An 18,893-nucleotide genomic window follows, 5' to 3' on the forward strand; every position below is an offset into this window, starting at 1 on the left:
GCGGTTCAGTCGCCCGCCTTCTCCACCGGTCCGACGATCCGCGCGAAGGTTTGCCTGACCGCGTCCTGACAATCCTTCAACCGATGTTCCAGATGGCTGAAGTCCGGTGCCTCTCCGGCATGGACCAGAAGGTCGCGGACGCCCTTTGGCGCGGCGTCCGCCTTGAACGGTCCGTCGAGGGTCAGGCGCTGCACCTGGGTCAGGGCGTGATAGAGACGGATGGCGGGCAACAGTACCTCGGCATCGCCGGCGGACAGAAAACCGGCGCGGGCTGCGTTTTCCAGCGCCGTCTCCGTGGTCTGGGAGAGGACGCCGGGATCTGCCTCGGCATGCACGAGCTGCAGAAATTGCGCGATGAACTCGATATCGACCAGCCCCCCGGCAACCTGCTTCATGTCCCAGATGTCGGATGTGCCCTTCTCCGCCTCGATGCGCGCGCGCATCGACGCCACCTCTTGCGCCACCTTCGCCGCGTCGCGCGGCCGCGCCAGCGTCTCGCGGATCAACGCATGAATGCGCTCCGCGAAGGCGTCCGAGGAGGCGGCGATGACCCGTGCCCGCGTCAGCGCCATATGCTCCCAGGTCCAGGCTTCCTTGGCCTGATAGGCCTCGAAGGACGCAAGACGGGTGGCGAGCGGACCGGCGTTGCCCGACGGGCGTAGCCGGAAGTCGACCTCGTAGAGAAGCCCTTCCGCCGTCGGTGCGGAGAGCGCCGACACCAGTCGCTGGGTCAGGCGGATGTAATACTGGCTGGCGGCCAGCGGGCGCGACCCGTCCGTCTGGGCGGTCTCGTCCGGGTGATCGTAGAGCAGGATCAGGTCGAGATCGGAGGAGGCCGTCATTTCCCGGCCGCCGAGCTTGCCCATGGCGAGAACCGCCCAGGACCCGCCGGGCAGCCGGCCGTGGTTTTCCGCCACATGAGCGATCACATACGGCAGCAAGCCCTCGATGATCGTCTCGGCCAGGCGTGCCAGCGCCTCGCCGACCTGGTGGGCGGTCAACGTGTCCGACAGGAGCCGCAGGCCGATCAGGAACTGCTGCTCCTGCGCGAAGATGCGCGCACGGTCGAGCGCATCCTCATAGAAGCGCGCGAGGTCCAGCGTGCGGGCAAGGCCGGCCCGGAATTCCTCGGAGGTCGGCATCGCGCCGAAGAAGGCCGGATCGAGAACCGCGTCCAGCACATGCACGCGCTTGGAGACGACCTCGGCGAGGCGGGGCGCCGCGCCCATCACCGTCGCCAGCAGGCGCAGCAGTTCTGGGTTCGACCTGAGCAGCGAGAACAGCTGCACGCCGGCAGGCAGCTTGGACAGGAACCCGTCGAAGGAAATCAGCGCCTGATCGGCATTGTCGGTGCTTGCCAATGCCGCGATCAGCACAGGGTGCAGCTCAGTAAGCCGCTCGCGCGCTTTGGAGGAGCGCACCGCCGGATAGCGCCCGAAATGCCAAGCGCGAATGATCTTCGCCGCCTCCTTCGGCCGGGCGTAGCCGAGCCCGCTCAGCGTTTCCAATGTTTCGGGATCGTCGTCGTCGCCGGTGAAAACGAGGTTGCCGAGGTCGGAGGCGAGCTCCGGCTCGTTCTCGAACAGCGCCGAATAGTGCCGCTGGACCGTCTTGAACCGCGTCCGCAGATCGGTCTCGAATGCCGTGAGGTCGGTGTAGCCCATCAGGCGCGACACCCGCGCGCGGGCGCTCTCGTCCGCCGGCAGGATATGGGTCTGCTCGTCGTTCACCATCTGGATACGGTGCTCGACGTTGCGCATATAGACATAGGCCTCGGCCAGTTCGTCCCGCGTGTCCGGCGTGATCCAGTCGAGATCCGCCAGCGTGCCGAGCGTGTCGAGCGTGCGCCGCCCGCGCAGTTCGGTGATCCGGCCGCCTGCGATCAGCTGCTGGGTCTGGGCGAAGAACTCGACCTCGCGGATGCCGCCGCGCCCGAGCTTCACGTTGTGGCCGGCGACCGCGATCTCGCCGTGTCCCTTGTGCACATGGATCTGGCGCTTGATGGAATGCACGTCGGCGATCGAGGCGTAATCGAGATACTTGCGCCAGATGAAGGGCACGATTTCCTTCAGGAAGGCGTCGCCGCAGGAAATGTCGCCGGCGCAGGCCCGCGCCTTGATCAGCGCGGCGCGCTCCCAGTTCTGACCCAGGCTCTCATAGTAGACGAGCGCGCCGGGGATCGACATGGCGAGCGGCGTCGCGCCGGGATCGGGACGCAGCCGCAAGTCCGTGCGGAACACATAACCATCCGCCGTGCGGTCACCCATGATCTTCACCAGACGCTTGGTCAGGCGGACGAATTCCACCGGAGCTTCCGCCCCGCCCCCCATCGGCGCCAGATCCGGATCGTAGAGCACGATCAGATCGATGTCGGAGGAGTAATTCAGCTCGAAGGCGCCGTATTTGCCCATCGCCAGAATGACGAAACCGGAGCCCTCCTCCGGGCGCATCGCATCCTTGGGAACGAAGCGGCCGCGGCGCTCCAAATCACGCAGGCAGAAGCGGATCGCGGCGGTCAGCGCCGCATCGGCAAAGCGGCTGAGACCGCCGGTCACCGCATCGAGATCGATCGCCTGGCCGATGTCGGCGAGCGCGAGCGTCAGCGCCAGATCCTTTTTCAGATCGCGCAGCGCACGCATCAGACCCGCCTCGTCGTCCACGTCGAGCGCGCGCGCCTCCGCGATCAGGCGTTCGGCGCGCTGACGCGGCGGCGTGGTCAGGATGGTCGCAAGGCGCTCGGGATCGGAACAGGCGAGATCGCGCAGATACGGCGCATTGGAGAGCGCCCCGGCCAGAAAAGCACGGGCGCGGTCCTGCAAGCCGGCATCGGCGATCGCCTCCAGCGCCGGCGCGAGATCGGCCAGAATGACCTCGCCGGCCTGTCGGTCGGCCGGTGCCGGTTCCACGGTCAGCGCCTCGATCAGAGACCGTTCGCCCGCCGTTTGGTCGTCAGCCGCCTGTGCGTCCGTCTGCTCGCCCGTCACGCTCATCTACCCCGTTTCCCCGTTTCCCGGATGCCCCGCCAGCCGGCAGCCGCAGTTCCGCACGCAATCCCGGATGCGCATCCGCCAACACCAGACGCCCGCCATGCAGCCGCGCGACCGCGGACACGAGGCTCAGGCCGAGCCCGGACCCCGGTGCATTGCGGCTCTTCTCCAGCCGCACGAAGCGGTGCAGCACGCGCTCCTTGTCGGCATCCGGGATCCCGGTTCCGAAATCGCGAACGGCAAGCACCACCGTGTCGCCGTCCCTGTATCCCTCAAGCGCGACCCTGACACCGCCGTCATCCGGGTTTTGAGCGTATTTCAACGCATTTTCAATGAGATTCACCAAAGCCTGCACCAGCAGCTCGCGGTTTCCGCAAAGCGTCATCCCCGTGCCGGCGTCCAGCTCAAGCCGGCCTCCCTGATCCTCGACCACCGGGGCATAGAGCTCGCCAACCTCGGCGATGAGAGTGCCCGCGTCAAAGGTTTCCTGGACGGCATCAGAAGACCCCGCCTCGACGCGCGCGATGCGCAAGAGCGCGTCGAAGGTGCGGATCAGCGTGTCGCAATCCTCGATCGTCGCCTCCAGCGCCGCGCGCGCGGGCGCATCCGCATCCTGCTGGCGCAGCGCCTCCTCGACCCGATTACGCATGCGCGTCAGCGGGGTCTTCAGGTCGTGCGCAATGTTGTCGGAGACATCCTTGAGGCCCTGCATCAGCGCCTCGATGCGCTCCAGCATGGTGTTGAGGCCGATTGCCAGGCGGTCGAACTCGTCGCCGGTGCCCTCCACCGGCAACCGCTCCGACAAATCACCCGACATGATCCGCCGGCCGGTCGCCGCCATGGCGTCGATGCGCTTGAGCACGCGCCGGCTGACGTAGATCCAGGTCACCAGACCGAGACCGGCAAGCACCAGCAGCCAGAAACGCATCGCCTCGACCAGCAGCGAGCGGAAATACTGCTGCTCCTGCAGATCCCGCCCGACCAGAAGGCGAAAGCCGCCGGAAAGCTGGAACACCCGCACGAGCGCCTCGCGCTTGTCGCCGCCGCCGAGCGGCGTGTAGCTCACCCGCTGCAGCTCGCCGCTCTCGCCGGCCAGCACGCGCTCGTCCAGTCCCTCGACGTTGCCGACGAGCTGGTTGGCGGCAAAATCCGTGACGAGATAAAGGCTTGCGCCGGGCCGCCTCGAGCGCGCCTCGACGGAGGCGACCAGACCGCGAATGCCGGCGATGCGGTAGCGGTCGGCCAGGCCGACGATCTCCGCATCCACCGTTTCGACGATCTGCTCGCGCAGCACCGTCGCCGTGTTTTGCGACAAATAGACGATCACCGCGCCGGAGGCGAGCGAAAGCGCCGCCAGATAGATCAGCGCAAGCTTTATGGCCGTGGTGCGAAACAATTTAGCGAGCGGTGTCACGGATCGTGTACCCGGCGCCGCGCACCGTATGGAGAAGCGGGCGGTCGAAATCCTTGTCGATCTTCGCGCGAAGCCGCGAGACGTGGACGTCGATCACATTGGTCTGCGGATCGAAGTGATACTCCCAGACATGTTCCAGCAGCATCGTGCGGGTCACCACCTGCCCGGCGTTCTGCATCAGGTATTCCAGCAGCTTGAACTCGCGCGGCTGAAGCGGAATGTCGCGGCCCGAGCGGGTGACCGTGTGGGTGAGCCGGTCGAGCGTCAGGTCGCCCACGGTATAGCTGGTGTCGATGTCCTGCTGGCGCGGGCGCCGGCCAAGCGCCTCGACGCGGGCGAGAAGCTCGGAAAACGCATAGGGTTTGGGGAGGTAGTCGTCGCCGCCGGCGCGCAGTCCGGTGACCCGGTCGTCGACCTGGCCAAGTGCCGACAGCACGAGGACCGGTGTGTGATTGCCGTCCGCGCGCAGGCCGGAAATCATCGAGAGACCGTCGCGGCGCGGCAGCATCCGGTCGACCACCAGAACGTCATAGGGTGCGGAGGACGCCAGTTCGTAACCGGTCTCGCCGTCGGCCGCGTGGTCGACCACATGGCCGGCCTCGCGCAGGGCCTTGGCGAGATAGTTGGCGGCTTCGGTATCGTCCTCGACAATCAGGATTCGCATCGGCTTCTTCACATCGCGTTGCGCAGCGGTTGCTTGCATATCACCGTCGGGGAGCGCGGTCTAATCGCGCGCCCGCGACGCCAAAGCCCCGGACCGTATCACCGGTCCGGGGCTTCGTTGCGTTTCAGGCGCCGGGTGGCGCCGGCTTTCGCCCCTTGAGGACCCGCGTCAGCCGCGGGCGACCGGGACCGCCACGAAGCGCGTGGCGTTTTCGCTCTTCACCCGCATCAGGACGGCCTTGCGGCCTCCCTCGCTGGCGCCGAGCACGGCACTAGCCACATCGCCCGGAGCGTCGACCTGCTTGCCGGCGACCTCGAGGATCACGTCGCCGCGCTTCAGGCCCTTCTCCGCGGCCGCGCTGTCGTTCGCGAGATCGGTGATCACCACACCGCGCTCGCCCGCGCCGACCTTGCTGGCGGAGGCCAGTTCCAGGCCGAGGCTGTCGACGAAGGCGGTTGCCTCGCCGGTCGGCTCGACCGCCGCGGTGACGCTGGCCTTTTCCTGCAGGCGACCGAGGGTCACGTCGACGCTCTGCTTGCGGCCGTCGCGCCAGATGCCGAGCTCGACCACGGTCTCCGGCGGATAGCCGGCGATCTTGCGGGCCAACTCACGCGGTCCGTCGATCGCCTCCCCGTCGACCGTCAGGATGGTGTCGCCGGACTCGATCCCGGCCTGCAGCGCAGGGCTGTCGGCCTGGGCCTCGGCAACGATGGCGCCCTTGGCTTCCTCGAGGCCGAGGCTTTCGGCGATGTCGGCGGATACCGGCTGGATCTGTACGCCGAGCCAGCCGCGCACCACCGTTCCGTCGTCCTTGAGGTCGGCGATAATGTTGGTCGCCGTCGACGCGGGAATGGCGAAGGCAATGCCGACATTGCCGCCCGACGGCGAGAAGATCGCAGCGTTCACGCCGATGACCTGCCCCTTGGTGTTGAAGGCGGGACCGCCGGAGTTGCCGCGGTTCACCGGGGCATCGATCTGGATGAAGTCGTCATAGGGACCGGCGCCGATGTCACGGCCGCGAGCCGAGACGATACCGGCCGTCACCGATCCGCCAAGACCGAAGGGATTGCCGACAGCAACCACCCATTCGCCGACCACCGGGGCCTCCTCGGCGAATTCGACATAGGTGAACTCCGTATCCGCATCGACCTTGAGCAACGCCAGGTCGGTGCGCTCGTCGGTGCCGATCAGCCGCGCCTCATACTCGCGTCCGTCGTCGCCGACCACGGTGAATTCGCTGCCGCCGGCCACGACATGCTCATTGGTGACGAGATAGCCGTCCTCGGAGATGAAGAAGCCCGAGCCCTGGCTTGAGGCACGGCGCTGCGGACGCGCGTCATCGCCGCCCGGCTTGCCGCCGAACTGCCGGAAGAAGCGCTGAAGCGGATGATCGCGGGGCAGATCCTCAAAGCCCGGAATGCCCCGCCCGCGCGAGGACATCATGCGCGGGGTCCGGTCGGAGGTGACGCGGACGCTGACGACGGCGGGCTTCACCGCCGCGACGACCGGCGCGAAGCTCTGCGGCGCGGCGGCGTCGACCCGCACCGGGTCGGCAAGGGCGAATTGTCCGGGCACGACGGTCTGCGCCGTCAGGCCGCCGGCAAGGCCGAGCGCCAGCGCACCGACGACGAGGCCCCTGCGCCCACCGCGCGGCAGACGGCGAATGGCTGCGGGAATTTTCTTGGTCGACATGTTTGGTCTCCACGTCTTGGTCAGGAACATCAAGCCGGGCCGGCCTGAGGGGAAGTGGCTGCCCGGGTGTCACCTGAAGATATGGACCATGTCGCCTTACAGCCGCCTGTCGAAGCGATTAAGCTTTGGTAATGTTGGCAGGCCACCACCGCCCGACGGATAGAGAAGCGGCCGTGTCAGTCCCCGGCCGCATCCCCATCCTGCGTGACAACGGCCGCGCCGGCCTCCAGCGTTTGGTGAACGGGACACTTGTCCGCGATCTCCAGCAGGCGGGCGCGGGTCTCCGCGTCGATGTCGCCGGTGAGATGCAGGATCCGCTCGAAGCGGTCGATCCGGCCGCCACGGGCGCGGGCATCCTCGGCGCAGTCGGCACAATCCTTGGCGTGAACCTTGGCATGGCGGACCGTCGTGCCGATCCGCTCCAGCTCGATGCCCTTGTGCTCGGCATACATGCGCAGCGTCATGACGGTACAGGCACCGAGCGCGGCCGCGAGATAGTCGTAAGGAGACGGCCCGCTGTCGAGGCCGCCGACGTCTTCCGGTTCGTCGGCCAGCAAGCGATGCGTGCCTGCCCGCACGAGCGCCTGGAACTTGCCTTGCCCCGTCTCGGTAACGACAACCCCCTCCGCCGTGCTGTCGTCGGCCTGGCTTTCGGCCGGCGCGAGATAGCGGCTCGCCCAGGCGGCGATGACATCCGCCGCATAGGCGGCATCACCGGGATCGCTCAGCAGATGGTCGGCGGTATCGAGGGAGATGAAGCTCTTGGGATGTTTGGCGGCCACGAAAAGCGCCGTCGCATTGTCGATGCCGACGACCTCGTCGCGCGGGGCATGCAGCACCAGAAGCGCCTTGCCGAGCCGTGCCACCCGGTCGCGCACCGCGTGCTGCGACAGGTCGTCGAGAAACTGCCGCTCGATGGTGAAGCTGCGCCCGGCAAGCGTAACGTCCGCCTGTCCGTCCTGGCGGATCGTCTCGAGATCGGCATGGAAATTGTGGACCACGTGATCGGCATCCGCCGGCGCGCCGATGGTGGCGACCGCCACAGTCTCGGGAATATCGGCAGCAACGGCAAGCACCGCCGCGCCGCCGAGCGAATGGCCGATCAGGAGGCTCGGCGCCTCGTAGTTGGACCGCAGGAAGTCCGCAGCCGCCAGAAGATCGGCGAGATTGGAGGAAAAATTGGTGGAGGCGAAGTCGCCCCCCGACCCGCCAAGGCCGGTGAAATCGAAGCGAAGCACCCCGATGCCCGATGCCGTCAGCGCCTGCGCGATGCGGCGCGCCGCGACCACATCCTTGGAACAGGTGAAGCAATGCGCAAACAGCGCATAGGCCCGCACGGGGCCGTCCGGCAGATCGAGCCGGGCGGCAAGCTCGGCTCCCGCATGTCCGGCAAAGGTCAGTCGGATCGGCTTGGCAGTCATTCACGCATCCCCGGTTTTCTGGCGCAGCAATAAGGCGCCGCCCCCGTCATGTGGGACGGCGCCTTCGAAATGTCGAGCCGGAGGCTTGCGCGCCATCGCCCCGGCGCGCGGCGACATGCGCAAGACCCCCCTCAGCGTCCGTCGGCCTGTTCGGCGAGAATGCGGTCGAGTTTCGCCTGTTCCGCATCGCTGAGCGATGTGGTCCGCGTCGTCGCCAGCGTGCGCGTGCGCCGTCGCGCCGCGACCAGCAGCGTCCCCGCGCCCACCAAAAGGGCGAGAGGCGCCACCGCCCAAAGCAGGACCGTGTTCCAGGAAAAGCGGGGCTTGAGCAGGACGAACTCGCCGTAGCGCGCCACCAGATAGTCGATCACTTCCGAATTGCTGTCGCCGGCGACAAGCCGCTCGCGCACCAGCACGCGCAGGTCCTTGGCGAGCGGCGCGTCGCTGTCGTCGATCGACTGGTTCTGGCACACCATGCAGCGCAGGTTCGCAGACAGGTCTCGGGCGCGCTGTTCCAGCACCGGATCGTCGAGGATCTCGTCGGGGGCAACGGCCCCCGCCGGCAAGGCCGCGAGAGCAATTGCCAGCCCGGCGAGAATCGCGAGAACGATGTTGCGCATTGTCACTGCTCCTATTCCGCCGGGACGGCGCGCATGCGCGCCGGGCGCGGGGCGCCGACCCTGAGGCGGCGGTCGAACAGCGACAACACGGCGCCGAAACCCATCACCAGGCAGCCGAGCCAGATCAGTGTCACGAAGGGCTTGTGATAGAGCCGGATATCGGCACCGCCGTCGGCGTGAACCTCGCCGATGGAGACATAGACCTGCGACAGGCCGAAGGTCACGATGCCGGCCTCCGTCGTCGGCATGCGCCGCGCTGTGTAGAGCCGCTTGGCCGGATCCGCTTCCGCGACCTTCACACCGCCCTTGAAGATATCGAAATGACCGACGTCGTCGATGTAGTTCGGTCCGGTGCGACGCACGAGTCCGCCGAAGGCAAGCTCGTAATCGCCAATGGTCACGGTCTCGTTCGGACGGATCGTCAGGACCTTTTCTTCCTGGAAGGCTTCCGTGGCGACGATGCCAAGCATCACGACGCCCATGCCGATATGCCCGAAGGCCGCGCCCCAGGCGGAGCTCGGCAGACCGAAGAGCCGCCGGAACCCCGTCGACATGCCGACATCGGCGAACCGCGCACGCGAGAGGATTTCGGCGACGGCTCCGGCGATCACCCAGACACCGGCGCCGATGCCAAGGGCCGCCAGGATCTGCTGCGGCCCCTGGAACCACACCACCATCAGCGTTGCCAGCAGGGTCAGGCCGAAGGCGCCGTAAAGGCGCTGGGACACGGCATAGATGTCGCCGCGCTTCCAGGCGAGCAGCGGCCCGAAGGGCATTGCCAGCAGGAGCGGGATCATCAGCGGGCCGAAAGTGAGGTTGAAGAACGGCGGTCCGACGGAGATCTTCTCGCCGGTAACCGCCTCCAGGGCCAGCGGATAGAGCGTGCCGACGAAGACGGCCGCGGCCGCGACCGTCAAGAGCAGGTTGTTCAGCACCAGCGCGCCCTCGCGGCTGACCGGCGCGAACAGGCCGCCCTGCTTGAGAAGCGGCGCGCGCCAGGCGTAGAGCGCCAGCGATCCGCCGATGAAGACGACCAGGATGCCGAGAATGAAAGTGCCGCGGGCCGGGTCGGTTGCGAAGGCATGCACGCTGGTGAGCACGCCCGAGCGCACCAGGAAGGTGCCAAGCAGCGACAGCGAGAACGTCAGGATCGCAAGCAGGACTGTCCAGACCTTCAGCGCGCCGCGTTTTTCCATGACGATGGCGGAATGCAGCAGCGCCGTGCCGGCAAGCCAGGGCATGAAGGAGGCATTCTCCACCGGATCCCAGAACCAGTAGCCGCCCCAGCCGAGCTCGTAATAGGCCCAATAGGAGCCCATGGCGATGCCGAGCGTCAGGAACAGCCAGGCAAGCAGCGTCCAGGGGCGCACCCAGCGCGCCCAGGCCGCATCGACGCGCCCGAGGATCAGCGCCGCAATGGCGAAGGAGAAGGTGATCGAGAAGCCGACATAGCCGACGTAGAGCAGCGGCGGATGGATCGCCAGGCCGATGTCCTGAAGGATCGGGTTGAGGTCCTGCCCCTCCAGCGGCGGCGGCGACACACGGATGAAGGGGTTCGAGGTGACCAGCGTGAACAGCAGGAAGGCGGCCGTCACCCAGCCCTGCACACCCAGCGTCGTCGCCCGTAACTCGGGCGGAATGTTGCGGCCGAAGGCGGCCACGAGCGCACCGAAGAGCACGAGGATCAGAACCCACAGCAGGAGCGATCCCTCGTGATTGCCCCACACGCCGGTGATCTTGAAGAGGTCGGGCTTTGCCGAATGGGAGTTCTGCACGACGTTCAGAACCGAGAAGTCCGACGTGACATAGGCCATCATCAGCGCGGCGAAGGAAATCCCGACCAGAAGGAACATCATCGCCGACACGGGCGGTGCGACGGCCATCATCCGCTGGTCGTGGCGCAGCGCGCCCCAGATCGGAACCACCGACTGGACGAGGGACAGGACGAACGCGAGAATCAGTGCGAAATGTCCGACTTCAACAATCATTCCGGTCCATCCTTCCAGCTCTCGGATCACGCGCGTCTGCGGTCGGCATCAAGTCTAGGGCTTCCGGCGGGCGGAAGGTCAACCTCCCCTTGCGGCATCGGCCGCACGGCAACGGTGGCGCAGCCCCCCGTCGAGGTCAATTCACGCGCCCGGCATCGCGCCTATTGCTCGCCCTGCCACACGCCCTTGCCCTTGAGCGCATCGGCGACTTCCTTGGGCATATAGTTCTCGTCGTGCTTGGCCAGCACATTGTCGGCCCTGAAGATCCCGTCCGGGGTGAGCACCCCTTCGGTGACGACGCCCTGCCCCTCGCGAAACAGGTCGGGCAGCAGCCCGACATAGACAACGTCGACCGTCTCGACCGTGTCGGTGACGGAGAAGCGCACCTGCGCGTTCTCGCCGCGCTGCACGCTGCCTTCCGCCACAAGCCCGCCGAGGCGGATCCGCTGGCCATCCGGCAGCCCGCCGGCGACGATATCGCTCGGGCTCTGGAAGAACACGATCCGGTCGTTCAGGGCGAAAAGGATCAGGCCGACGGCAACGGCAAGCACGCTGCCGGCCGCGGCGATCATCGTAAGGCGTCTTTGTTTGCGCGTCATGTCAGTCCCGGTGCGATCCCATCATCGAAGCCCCCACGCCCCGTTCGAAACATCATGATCCGACGCCAAGCTCGCGCGCGAGGGATTTCACCTGCGCCACGGCCGCGGGATCCTCTTTCAGCGCCTCTTCAGCGCGTGTCGCCGTGTCGCGCAGTCGGTCGGCATCGCCGAGCACCGCGACGGCGCGCATCAAACGCAGCCATTCGTCGGTCGAACCGCCCTCCTCGGACAGGCGCGTGTCGAGCCGGTCGACCATCGAGCGGATCATCGCCGAGCGGTCCTCGGCGGTCATCTCGGCGGCGGCGGCGATGTCGTCCCGGTTCGGCCCCGGCGCGGCGGCCACCGCCGGTGCGGTCTCGACGCCGAGTTTCGCCAGTTCGACGCGAACCGCCTCGGCCCAAGCCTCCCCGCCCTCAGCCTCGTCGAGAAGCGCCTGCCATGCGGCGATCGCCTCGTCCTTGCGGTTTTCCTGGGTCAGGGCGAGCGCGAGAAAAAAGCGCGGCTTGATCGCGCTCGGGTCCAGCGCCACGGCGCGCTCGAAGGCCGCCCGGGCCTCCGCGCCGACGATGCCGTTGTTGGCGATCACCAGCGCCTCGCCGCGGTCGGTCTCCCGGCGCTCGGTGGATCCGAGGATGCGGATCGCCGCGGCATAGGCCGCCGCCGCATCCTCCGCGCGCCCGAGCCGCATGTAGGCCGGCGCGATCACGTCCCATCCGCGCCCGTCGGACGGCTCTTCGGCCAGCCGCTGCTCGACCCTGGCAACGAGATCCGGCAGCGAGCGGTTCTGCACCGGTTCCTGGAGACGGGCCTGAAGCGGCTGGTCGGGAACATCCGGCGAGCCGATGACCGAGTAGAGGCCGATGGTTCCAAGCGGCACCGCGACGAGCGCCAGCGCCTGAGCGACCCGAAGGCCGATGCGCGCGCGCGGACGCGAGCCGGCGTCCGCCGTCGGCGTGTCCGGCGCTTCTTCCCCTGCGCCACCGGCCGCTATCAGCCGGCGGGCGATTTCCGTGCGTGCCGCCTCCGCGGCCTCCTCGGAAATCAGGCCGCGATCGAGGTCGCGGTCGACCTCTCCGAGCTGGGCCTTGTAAACCTCGACGTCATAGGCCGCGGTTTCGCGCTGCTCCCGACCGGAACGCGACAAGGGAACCAGCACCGAAAGCGCCGCTGCAACCGCCAGAACGGAGAACACAATCCAAATCATCATGACGGGCATATAGACCGCGACTTGCGACGTTCCGCAAGCAAAACCGGACTGTGACAGGGCGTCGCGGGTGGGTGCGCCGGATCAGCTCGCGGCGGATTGCTTCTTGGGTTCGGTCGCGAGCGCGGCCTTGCGGCTGCGGCGCAGCTGATCGGCATACTCTTTGCCGAAATAGCTTTCGCACAGGCCGATCGCCGCATCGACGGCCACCAGATGGGCCTTTCGCTCGGCGCCGGCCTTTTGCGATAGCTCCGAAAGCAGCGCGCGGGTCTTGATTTCCAGCGACTGATCGAGGGCGGTCCGGGTGCGGGCGGTGATCTCGTTCACCGCGAGGCTGTCGGCGGCGTCGCGCATCTTGTCGAGCAGCATCATGCCGCGATGCGCCTCCTCGATGGCCGCGGTGTCGGTTTTCGGCTCTCCCGCCTCGTCGAGCCTGGGGACCAGCAGCGCACGCCGGACACTGCCGGTCATGGCTTCCAGTTCCCGCGTGACCAGGGCGGAGACGGAGCGGCGGGTGACCGCCATCCGCTGCTGCCATGTGCCGGATTCGGCAAGGTCGTAGTGGCGATCGATGGTCTTCATCAGCCGGCAATAGGCGTTCAGCGCCTCCGCGAGTTCGGCGTTCGAACAGGCTCCGCAGGCAATCGCCGAGAAGCGTTCGGCTTCGGAGAACGCCATTTCGGCGAATATCGCATAGGGCGACGCGGCCATCTTCTTGATCGAGGTGGAGCCGGCAAGGCTCGCCGTCAGCGCCAGCAGCGTGTCGGCAATCTCGACGCGGCTCAGCACGATGGAGGCAATCAGCGGCGCCTGTTCGCCATGCCGGTCCATCACCGCCTTGATCCGCAAGAGCGAGGGACTTCCCGCCTTGAAATCCCACTCCGTGAGGCGGACCGGCAGGCTTTCGCGAAGCCCGTCGAGCCACGGCCGCGCGTTGAAGGCTGCGAGAATATCGTGAAGGTCGCGCAGTGCCCGTTCGCCGCCGACAAGCATCGCGATCTTCTGGTGAACCCTGTCGCTGGAGTGCGCTTCCGCCAGTGTTTCCGCGACCAGCGGCATCGCCTGCTCGCGCAGGTCCTCCGCAAGGGTTTCAACGGTCTGCGGTTCGGTCTCCATGCGCATGGAGACCTCCTCGGCGGACCCGAACGCCTTAGGCGCAAGGTCGCGGGACATCCAGGTCCAGATCAGCGGAAGACTGGAGCGGTTGATCCGGCCCGGCACCTTGCCGGACAGACCCTCATTCGCCAGAAGGTCCTCGATCGGTCGATAGAACGCTCTTTGCAGCCGTCCGCCGCGCGGTTCGCCGTCGAGCACCAGCGTGTCCGCGGTGCGCACGGCATTCAGGCAGGCATCGAGAATCAGGTCGAGATGCGGGTCGTCCGAGCCCTGCGAGCGCGCGTGCTCGAGACTGCGCAATAACGTCCGGATCGCGCGCGGAGACAGCGCGTCCAGATAGGACTTGATCTTTAACGTCAGTTGATGCCGGTCAGGCATTGGGTCCGCTCGCAACACAGGCGTAATTACAACTCGGCGGAACGGTCGCAGAAAAGGATTAAACAAGTGTTGGCACGGGCTTCCGGCGGTGCGCGCTCGGAATTTGCCGGAGCGTCAGCCGACGGGCTGCGGCACAGGCGTCAGGTGATCGGCTGCCAGGTGCCGGCCTCGCCCCGGCAGGCGGCGCCACGCAGCGAGCTCTCGCGGTCGTCGATCAGGATGATATGCGTGTAATCGCGGCAAACGATGTTGTTCACCTGGTAGTTCGGTCCGGTAACGACCCGGCCCCTGGCGCCGCTGGTGCGGTTGCGCCATTCCACGGTCTCGCCCGTACGATCGACAGCGAGCGCGCCACGCAGCGCGGTGGCGGCGGCGCGGCGGTCCGCATCGGACATCGCCTGCCCGGTTTCGGTCTTGAGAAGATCCGCCAGAGCCCGGTCGGCTTCCGACTGGGGAACAGCGGACGCGCTGAACGCACTGCCGAACAGGCCGTCCCCGACGACAACAGGTCCGGTTGTGCCGGTGCCCTGCGAACTGGCGCAACCGGCAGCCAGAGCAGCAAAGCCAACAGCCAGCACAAGCCTGAACGCGTTCATTCCAACTTCCCTATCCATACGGGGCGGCCCGATCCGCCTCCGACCGCCATCGTCTGTGTTTCCATGTCCCGTTTCCATCCGTGAAAGCCACGGAAGCGACCGGGGGGAACGCACCCCGATAATCTTCAGGATCGGGGAGAAATTACATGCATTTGTGGCCGAACTGCGTCTCACGATCCGCCTGCGGGTCACGTCTGCGAAATGCGTGGCGTAGCGGCATCCCCACCCTCCAGCATCGGCAGCACCAGCGTCGCGCTTAGCCCGCCGGCAGCCGAAGGTGACAGGGTGAACTCCCCACCGTAAAGAGCCGCGAGATCGACGACAATGGACAGGCCGAGCCCGGTTCCCGGCACGGTTTCGTCGAGCCGCCGGCCGCGCTTCAGCGCTTCCGCGCGTTCTTCCGGCGAAAGTCCCGGACCGTCATCCGTGACGCGAATCGCAAGCCGTCCGGCCCCTGGCCCGTCGAGGCGTTGGAGGGAAACCTCGACCCGCGACCTTGCCCATTTGCAGGCGTTGTCGATCAGGTTTCCGGCCATTTCCTCAAGATCATGCTCCTCGCCGCGAAAGCGAAGCCCCGTCTCCCCGGAGAGCGTTACGTCGACGTTACGCTCGCCATGGATCTTCGCCATCACCTTCACCAGCCGGACAAGCACGGGGGATACCTCGGTGGACACGCCGATGACACGGCGTTGTGCGGCCATGCGCGCGCGTTCCAGGTGATGATTGACCTGCGCCCGCATCACGGCCGCCTGTTCGCCGATCTTGCGCGCGTCAGGACTGTGACCGGCGCGGACCTCGTTGAGGATCACGCTCAGCGGCGTCTTCAGCGCATGCGCGAGATTGCCGACATGGGTGCGGGCGCGTTCGACCACTTCGCGGTTGGACCGCACCAGGGCGTTGAGCTCCTGCCCCAGCGGGCGAAGGTCCGGGGGAAGATCTTCCTCGACGGTTTCCGCGTCTCCGCGCCGCACGGCGGCGAGCGAGGCGCGAAGGGCCGCCATGGGGCGCAATCCGATCCGCACCTGAAGCACGATCGCGCCCACCAGCCCGATGCCGAGAACCAGAAGCGTCAGCGCCACCTGTCCGGCGAAGGTCGCCTCGCGCTCGCGCAGCTCCTGCGTCTCGCCGGCGACGGCGATCCGGTAGGCCGCGGCCTCCGCGAAGATGATGCGCCTTTGAAGAACCCGCAGTTCCGCGCCACGCGGACTGACAATGACAGAGCGCAGCTCGCCGTCCACGGGGAGATCCGGCAACTCCAGCCGGTCGCCGAACAGGGAGAGGGAGGAAAACAGCACTTCGTCGCTGCGCGCGTCGAGCACGACCCAGTACCAGCCGGAGGCGGGCAGGTCGAAGCGCGGTTCGCCGAGGTTGCCCGGCTCCGCCGGCGCGCCCGGCGTTCCGCCGGCCATCTCCCCGACAATGGCCTTCACATAGACGTCGAGCCGTGCATCGAAGGCGCGCTCGCTCGCCTCGCGATAGAGCGCGACCAGCACGAAGCCCGCGATAAAGATGGCGATTGCCGACCAGATGGCCGCGACCAGGATCAGCCGCGCGGCCAGCGAGCGGTTGCGCATCCAGCCGGACAGCCGGCCGGCGTTCCCCACCGCCTGTTCAGCCATCCGCCTCGCCGATCCGGTATCCAAGGCCACGCACGGTTTCGATCAGGCCGGTGTCGAATTTCTTGCGCAGACGCCCGACAAAGACCTCGATCGTGTTGGAATCGCGGTCGAAATCCTGATCGTAGAGATGCTCGATCAGCTCCGTGCGCGACACGATGCGGCCCTTGTGATGCATCAGATAGGACAGCAGCCGGAATTCGTGGGAGGTGAGCTTCACGGTCGTGCCGTTTTCCGTGACCTTGCCGGCGCGCATGTCGAGACGCACCTCGCCGACGGCGATCTCGTTGCTCGCATGACCGGCGGCACGCCGCAAAAGCGCCCTCAGCCGCGCCACGACCTCCTCCATGTGGAAGGGCTTGGCAACATAGTCGTCCGCGCCGGCGTCGATGCCGGCCACCTTGTCCGACCAGCGATCGCGCGCGGTGAGAATCAGCACCGGCATGGTTCGTCCGTCGCGCCGCCAGCGCTCCAGGACGCTCAGGCCGTCGAGCACCGGCAGGCCGAGGTCGAGAACCACGGCGTCATAGGGTTCGGTGTCGCCCAGGAAATGGCCTTCCTCGCCGTCCTTCGCGCTGTCGACGACATATCCCGCCTCCTCCAGCGCCTCGCGGAGCTGACGGTTGAGGTCGTCGTCGTCTTCCACAACAAGCAGTCGCATCTTCGCGAAAAACCTCTTTCCTCAAATTTCCGAAGTCAGCGCAGGACCCTGCCGCTCTGGGCATCGACCACGCGCGTGTCGACCCGCCCGCCGCTCAGGACCGAAAGCACATAGACAAGACGCCCGCCCTCGCGGCACAGGTCCGCCCGCACGATTTCCCCTCCCACGGCCCCGGCGACACGGCCGAGCGGCAGCGCCTGGCCGCTGGAGACGGCGGCCCGTGCCTGCGGCTGGCTGAGACATTGCCCCTGCGCGGTCACGGGCTGCGCAAGTGCCAGCATCGCGAACAGGACAACGGCCGTCAGCGCCGGGCGGGAGGCTTTCAGAAGCCGGAAGGAAGGGTGTGTGTGCATGTAGGTTCCGTACCGGGTTTCGTGTGAATAGCACATGAATGACCCTTTCAAGAACCCGTAAGCCGACAGCGAATTCAGCCATCGCCGGCTCAGGCGTCCTTGCCTGCCCCTCGCCCGACCCGGGTTGCCCGCACAGCGCCCTGAAGGCCGTCGACAAGAAACAGCGACAGGAGGATTGCGCCCGCCCATTCATCGAGCGGCGACGGCAGGGCGGCAACATTCCAGGAGAAGGAGAAAATGCTGTCGGCGATCACCGCCGTCCACCACAGGCCGAGCGGCACCACGAACATCAGCCGCCCCAGGCGTGCGGCGGTGAAAAAGCTGCCCTGTTCCGCCAGCAGCACGGCGCGGGCATGGGAGCGGGCCTCCATCTCGGAGCGGATCGCCGTTGCGGCGAGATCGGCCGAGAGACGCTCGCTTTCGCCACGCGCTGCGATCCGGCGGTCGAAATGGGCGAGCACCAGGCGCAGAAAAGGTCCGGCGAGCCATTGCAGGAGCAGGGTCATCGCCGCCCCTCCCGCCAGGCCGGCGGACCGGAGGTGACATGGCGCAACACGATGTTGGCGATATTCACCCCGACCACCAGCCAAAGCGCGATGTGCGGCGGCAGATGCGCGCTCCAGTCGACGTCGGCGAGATAGCGCAGGATCTCCAGGAGAATGACGCTCGATGCCGCGCCAAGGTTGAGCAGCAGCGTTTTCCAGCCACGCATGGACGTTCCTTTCGGTGTTGATGGTTCGGGGAAAACGGAGGCGTCAGCGCGGCGATCCGCGCCAGCGCCGCCAGGCGGCGCGCACGGCGCCAAGGAGCGCAAGCCCCACTGCCAGCACCCCGGCGAGACGGGACGGGCGGCGCGCCGGGGAGCGATTCCCGGCTGTCTCGCGAAGGCGGCGTTCGGCCGCCGCGCGGGTCCTCGGTCCGAAAATCCCGTCGACGGCAAGCGGCGGGGTGTCGCGCTGGAAGGCGCGGGTCGCAGCCGCAAAATCGGCCTGCAGGTAGCCCAGCGCCCGCAACATGCGCATCGCGCTCTCTTCATCGACCGTCGCATCCGCCGGCTCCCGGGGCGCTTCAGCGCGGTCAAGGCCCGGGAACGTTCCAGTGCGCAGCAGATGCGCCTCCTCCTTGCGGCGACGCACCAGTCCCGGCAGCTTGCGACCGCGCGCGGTGTTGTAATTGGCGCTCAGGATCGCGGCGGCACGGGCCGGATCTCCTGCCGAGAGCGCGCGCGCCCAGCGCCAGGTCAGCGCCCGCGGGCCAAGGTTGTAGGCGACCGAACAGGCGGCATCGAAGTGATGCTGCGGCAAGGCGCCGAACCGGGCGGTAACGGCCGCGCCGTATTCCTCGTCCACCAGCCGTTTCAGGATCACATCGGCATCGGCGCGCGAGATCGCGTCGCCCATGCGCAGTGCCCGCCCGTGCCGGGTCCGCCACCAGGCGGCAAAGACCCGGCTGCGCATGGTGAAGCCGTATCCGATCGTGAGAACGCCGACCGGATCCCGGTAGGCGGTCGACACAAAGCCTTCATGCCCGGCGATGAACGCCAGACCCTTGTCGCTGATTTTCATGATTGTCTCCCGATGGCCG

The 18,893-nt window shown here is 67.2% G+C and carries 17 protein-coding genes; all 17 read right to left on the minus strand.

Annotation, left to right across the window (positions count from 1 at the left end):
* Positions 1-5: 5 nt before the first annotated feature.
* Positions 6-2,990, minus strand: a complete 2,985-nt coding sequence (locus LC092_RS02755; RefSeq protein WP_224804805.1) for a bifunctional [glutamine synthetase] adenylyltransferase/[glutamine synthetase]-adenylyl-L-tyrosine phosphorylase — start codon at positions 2,988-2,990, stop codon at positions 6-8.
* On the minus strand, positions 2,950-4,401 hold the full coding sequence (locus LC092_RS02760; protein ID WP_224804807.1) for an ATP-binding protein: 1,452 nt from the start codon (positions 4,399-4,401) through the stop codon (positions 2,950-2,952). The genes LC092_RS02755 and LC092_RS02760 overlap by 41 nt, the downstream gene beginning before the upstream one ends.
* A complete protein-coding gene (locus tag LC092_RS02765) occupies positions 4,385-5,065 on the minus strand; it encodes a response regulator transcription factor (RefSeq protein WP_224804809.1) in 681 nt (226 codons plus the stop codon). The genes LC092_RS02760 and LC092_RS02765 overlap by 17 nt, the downstream gene beginning before the upstream one ends.
* Positions 5,066-5,233: 168 nt before the next feature.
* Positions 5,234-6,757 carry a Do family serine endopeptidase gene (locus LC092_RS02770; protein WP_224804811.1) on the minus strand — a complete coding sequence of 508 codons (1,524 nt, stop codon included), beginning with the start codon at positions 6,755-6,757 and terminating at the stop codon, positions 5,234-5,236.
* Between the two features lie 176 nt (positions 6,758-6,933).
* Positions 6,934-8,178 carry a bifunctional alpha/beta hydrolase/OsmC family protein gene (locus tag LC092_RS02775; protein ID WP_224804813.1) on the minus strand — a complete coding sequence of 415 codons (1,245 nt, stop codon included), beginning with the start codon at positions 8,176-8,178 and terminating at the stop codon, positions 6,934-6,936.
* Positions 8,179-8,309: 131 nt separating this feature from the next.
* Complete coding sequence (locus tag LC092_RS02780; protein WP_224804815.1) at positions 8,310-8,798, minus strand: cytochrome c-type biogenesis protein; 489 nt, start codon at positions 8,796-8,798, stop codon at positions 8,310-8,312.
* An 11-nt stretch (positions 8,799-8,809) separates the two neighbouring features.
* A complete protein-coding gene (locus LC092_RS02785) occupies positions 8,810-10,786 on the minus strand; it encodes a heme lyase CcmF/NrfE family subunit (RefSeq protein ID WP_224804817.1) in 1,977 nt (658 codons plus the stop codon).
* Positions 10,787-10,947: 161 nt separating this feature from the next.
* Positions 10,948-11,385 (minus strand): cytochrome c maturation protein CcmE, encoded by a 438-nt coding sequence (gene ccmE / locus LC092_RS02790; protein WP_224804819.1) that lies wholly within the window; start codon positions 11,383-11,385, stop codon positions 10,948-10,950.
* Between the two features lie 52 nt (positions 11,386-11,437).
* Positions 11,438-12,592 (minus strand): c-type cytochrome biogenesis protein CcmI, encoded by a 1,155-nt coding sequence (gene ccmI, locus LC092_RS02795; protein WP_224804821.1) that lies wholly within the window; start codon positions 12,590-12,592, stop codon positions 11,438-11,440.
* Between the two features lie 81 nt (positions 12,593-12,673).
* Positions 12,674-14,083 carry a hypothetical protein gene (locus LC092_RS02800; protein ID WP_224804823.1) on the minus strand — a complete coding sequence of 470 codons (1,410 nt, stop codon included), beginning with the start codon at positions 14,081-14,083 and terminating at the stop codon, positions 12,674-12,676.
* Positions 14,084-14,223: 140 nt separating this feature from the next.
* Positions 14,224-14,679 carry an RT0821/Lpp0805 family surface protein gene (locus tag LC092_RS02805; RefSeq protein WP_224804825.1) on the minus strand — a complete coding sequence of 152 codons (456 nt, stop codon included), beginning with the start codon at positions 14,677-14,679 and terminating at the stop codon, positions 14,224-14,226.
* A 188-nt stretch (positions 14,680-14,867) separates the two neighbouring features.
* Entirely contained in the window at positions 14,868-16,298 is a 1,431-nt protein-coding gene (locus LC092_RS02810; protein WP_224804827.1) for an ATP-binding protein, read from the minus strand.
* On the minus strand, positions 16,291-16,956 hold the full coding sequence (locus LC092_RS02815) for a response regulator transcription factor (RefSeq protein ID WP_224804829.1): 666 nt from the start codon (positions 16,954-16,956) through the stop codon (positions 16,291-16,293). The genes LC092_RS02810 and LC092_RS02815 overlap by 8 nt, the downstream gene beginning before the upstream one ends.
* 35 nt (positions 16,957-16,991) lie before the next feature.
* Entirely contained in the window at positions 16,992-17,309 is a 318-nt protein-coding gene (locus LC092_RS02820; protein WP_224804831.1) for a PepSY domain-containing protein, read from the minus strand.
* Positions 17,310-17,398: 89 nt separating this feature from the next.
* Complete coding sequence (locus tag LC092_RS02825; RefSeq protein WP_224804833.1) at positions 17,399-17,815, minus strand: hypothetical protein; 417 nt, start codon at positions 17,813-17,815, stop codon at positions 17,399-17,401.
* Positions 17,812-18,021 (minus strand): hypothetical protein, encoded by a 210-nt coding sequence (locus tag LC092_RS02830; protein WP_224804835.1) that lies wholly within the window; start codon positions 18,019-18,021, stop codon positions 17,812-17,814. The genes LC092_RS02825 and LC092_RS02830 overlap by 4 nt, the downstream gene beginning before the upstream one ends.
* A gap of 43 nt (positions 18,022-18,064) precedes the next feature.
* Positions 18,065-18,874, minus strand: a complete 810-nt coding sequence (locus tag LC092_RS02835) for a lysozyme (protein ID WP_224804838.1) — start codon at positions 18,872-18,874, stop codon at positions 18,065-18,067.
* Between the last annotated feature and the right edge of the window lie 19 nt (positions 18,875-18,893).

This window comes from Stappia stellulata, from assembly GCF_020176715.1.
GTDB lineage: Bacteria > Pseudomonadota > Alphaproteobacteria > Rhizobiales > Stappiaceae > Stappia.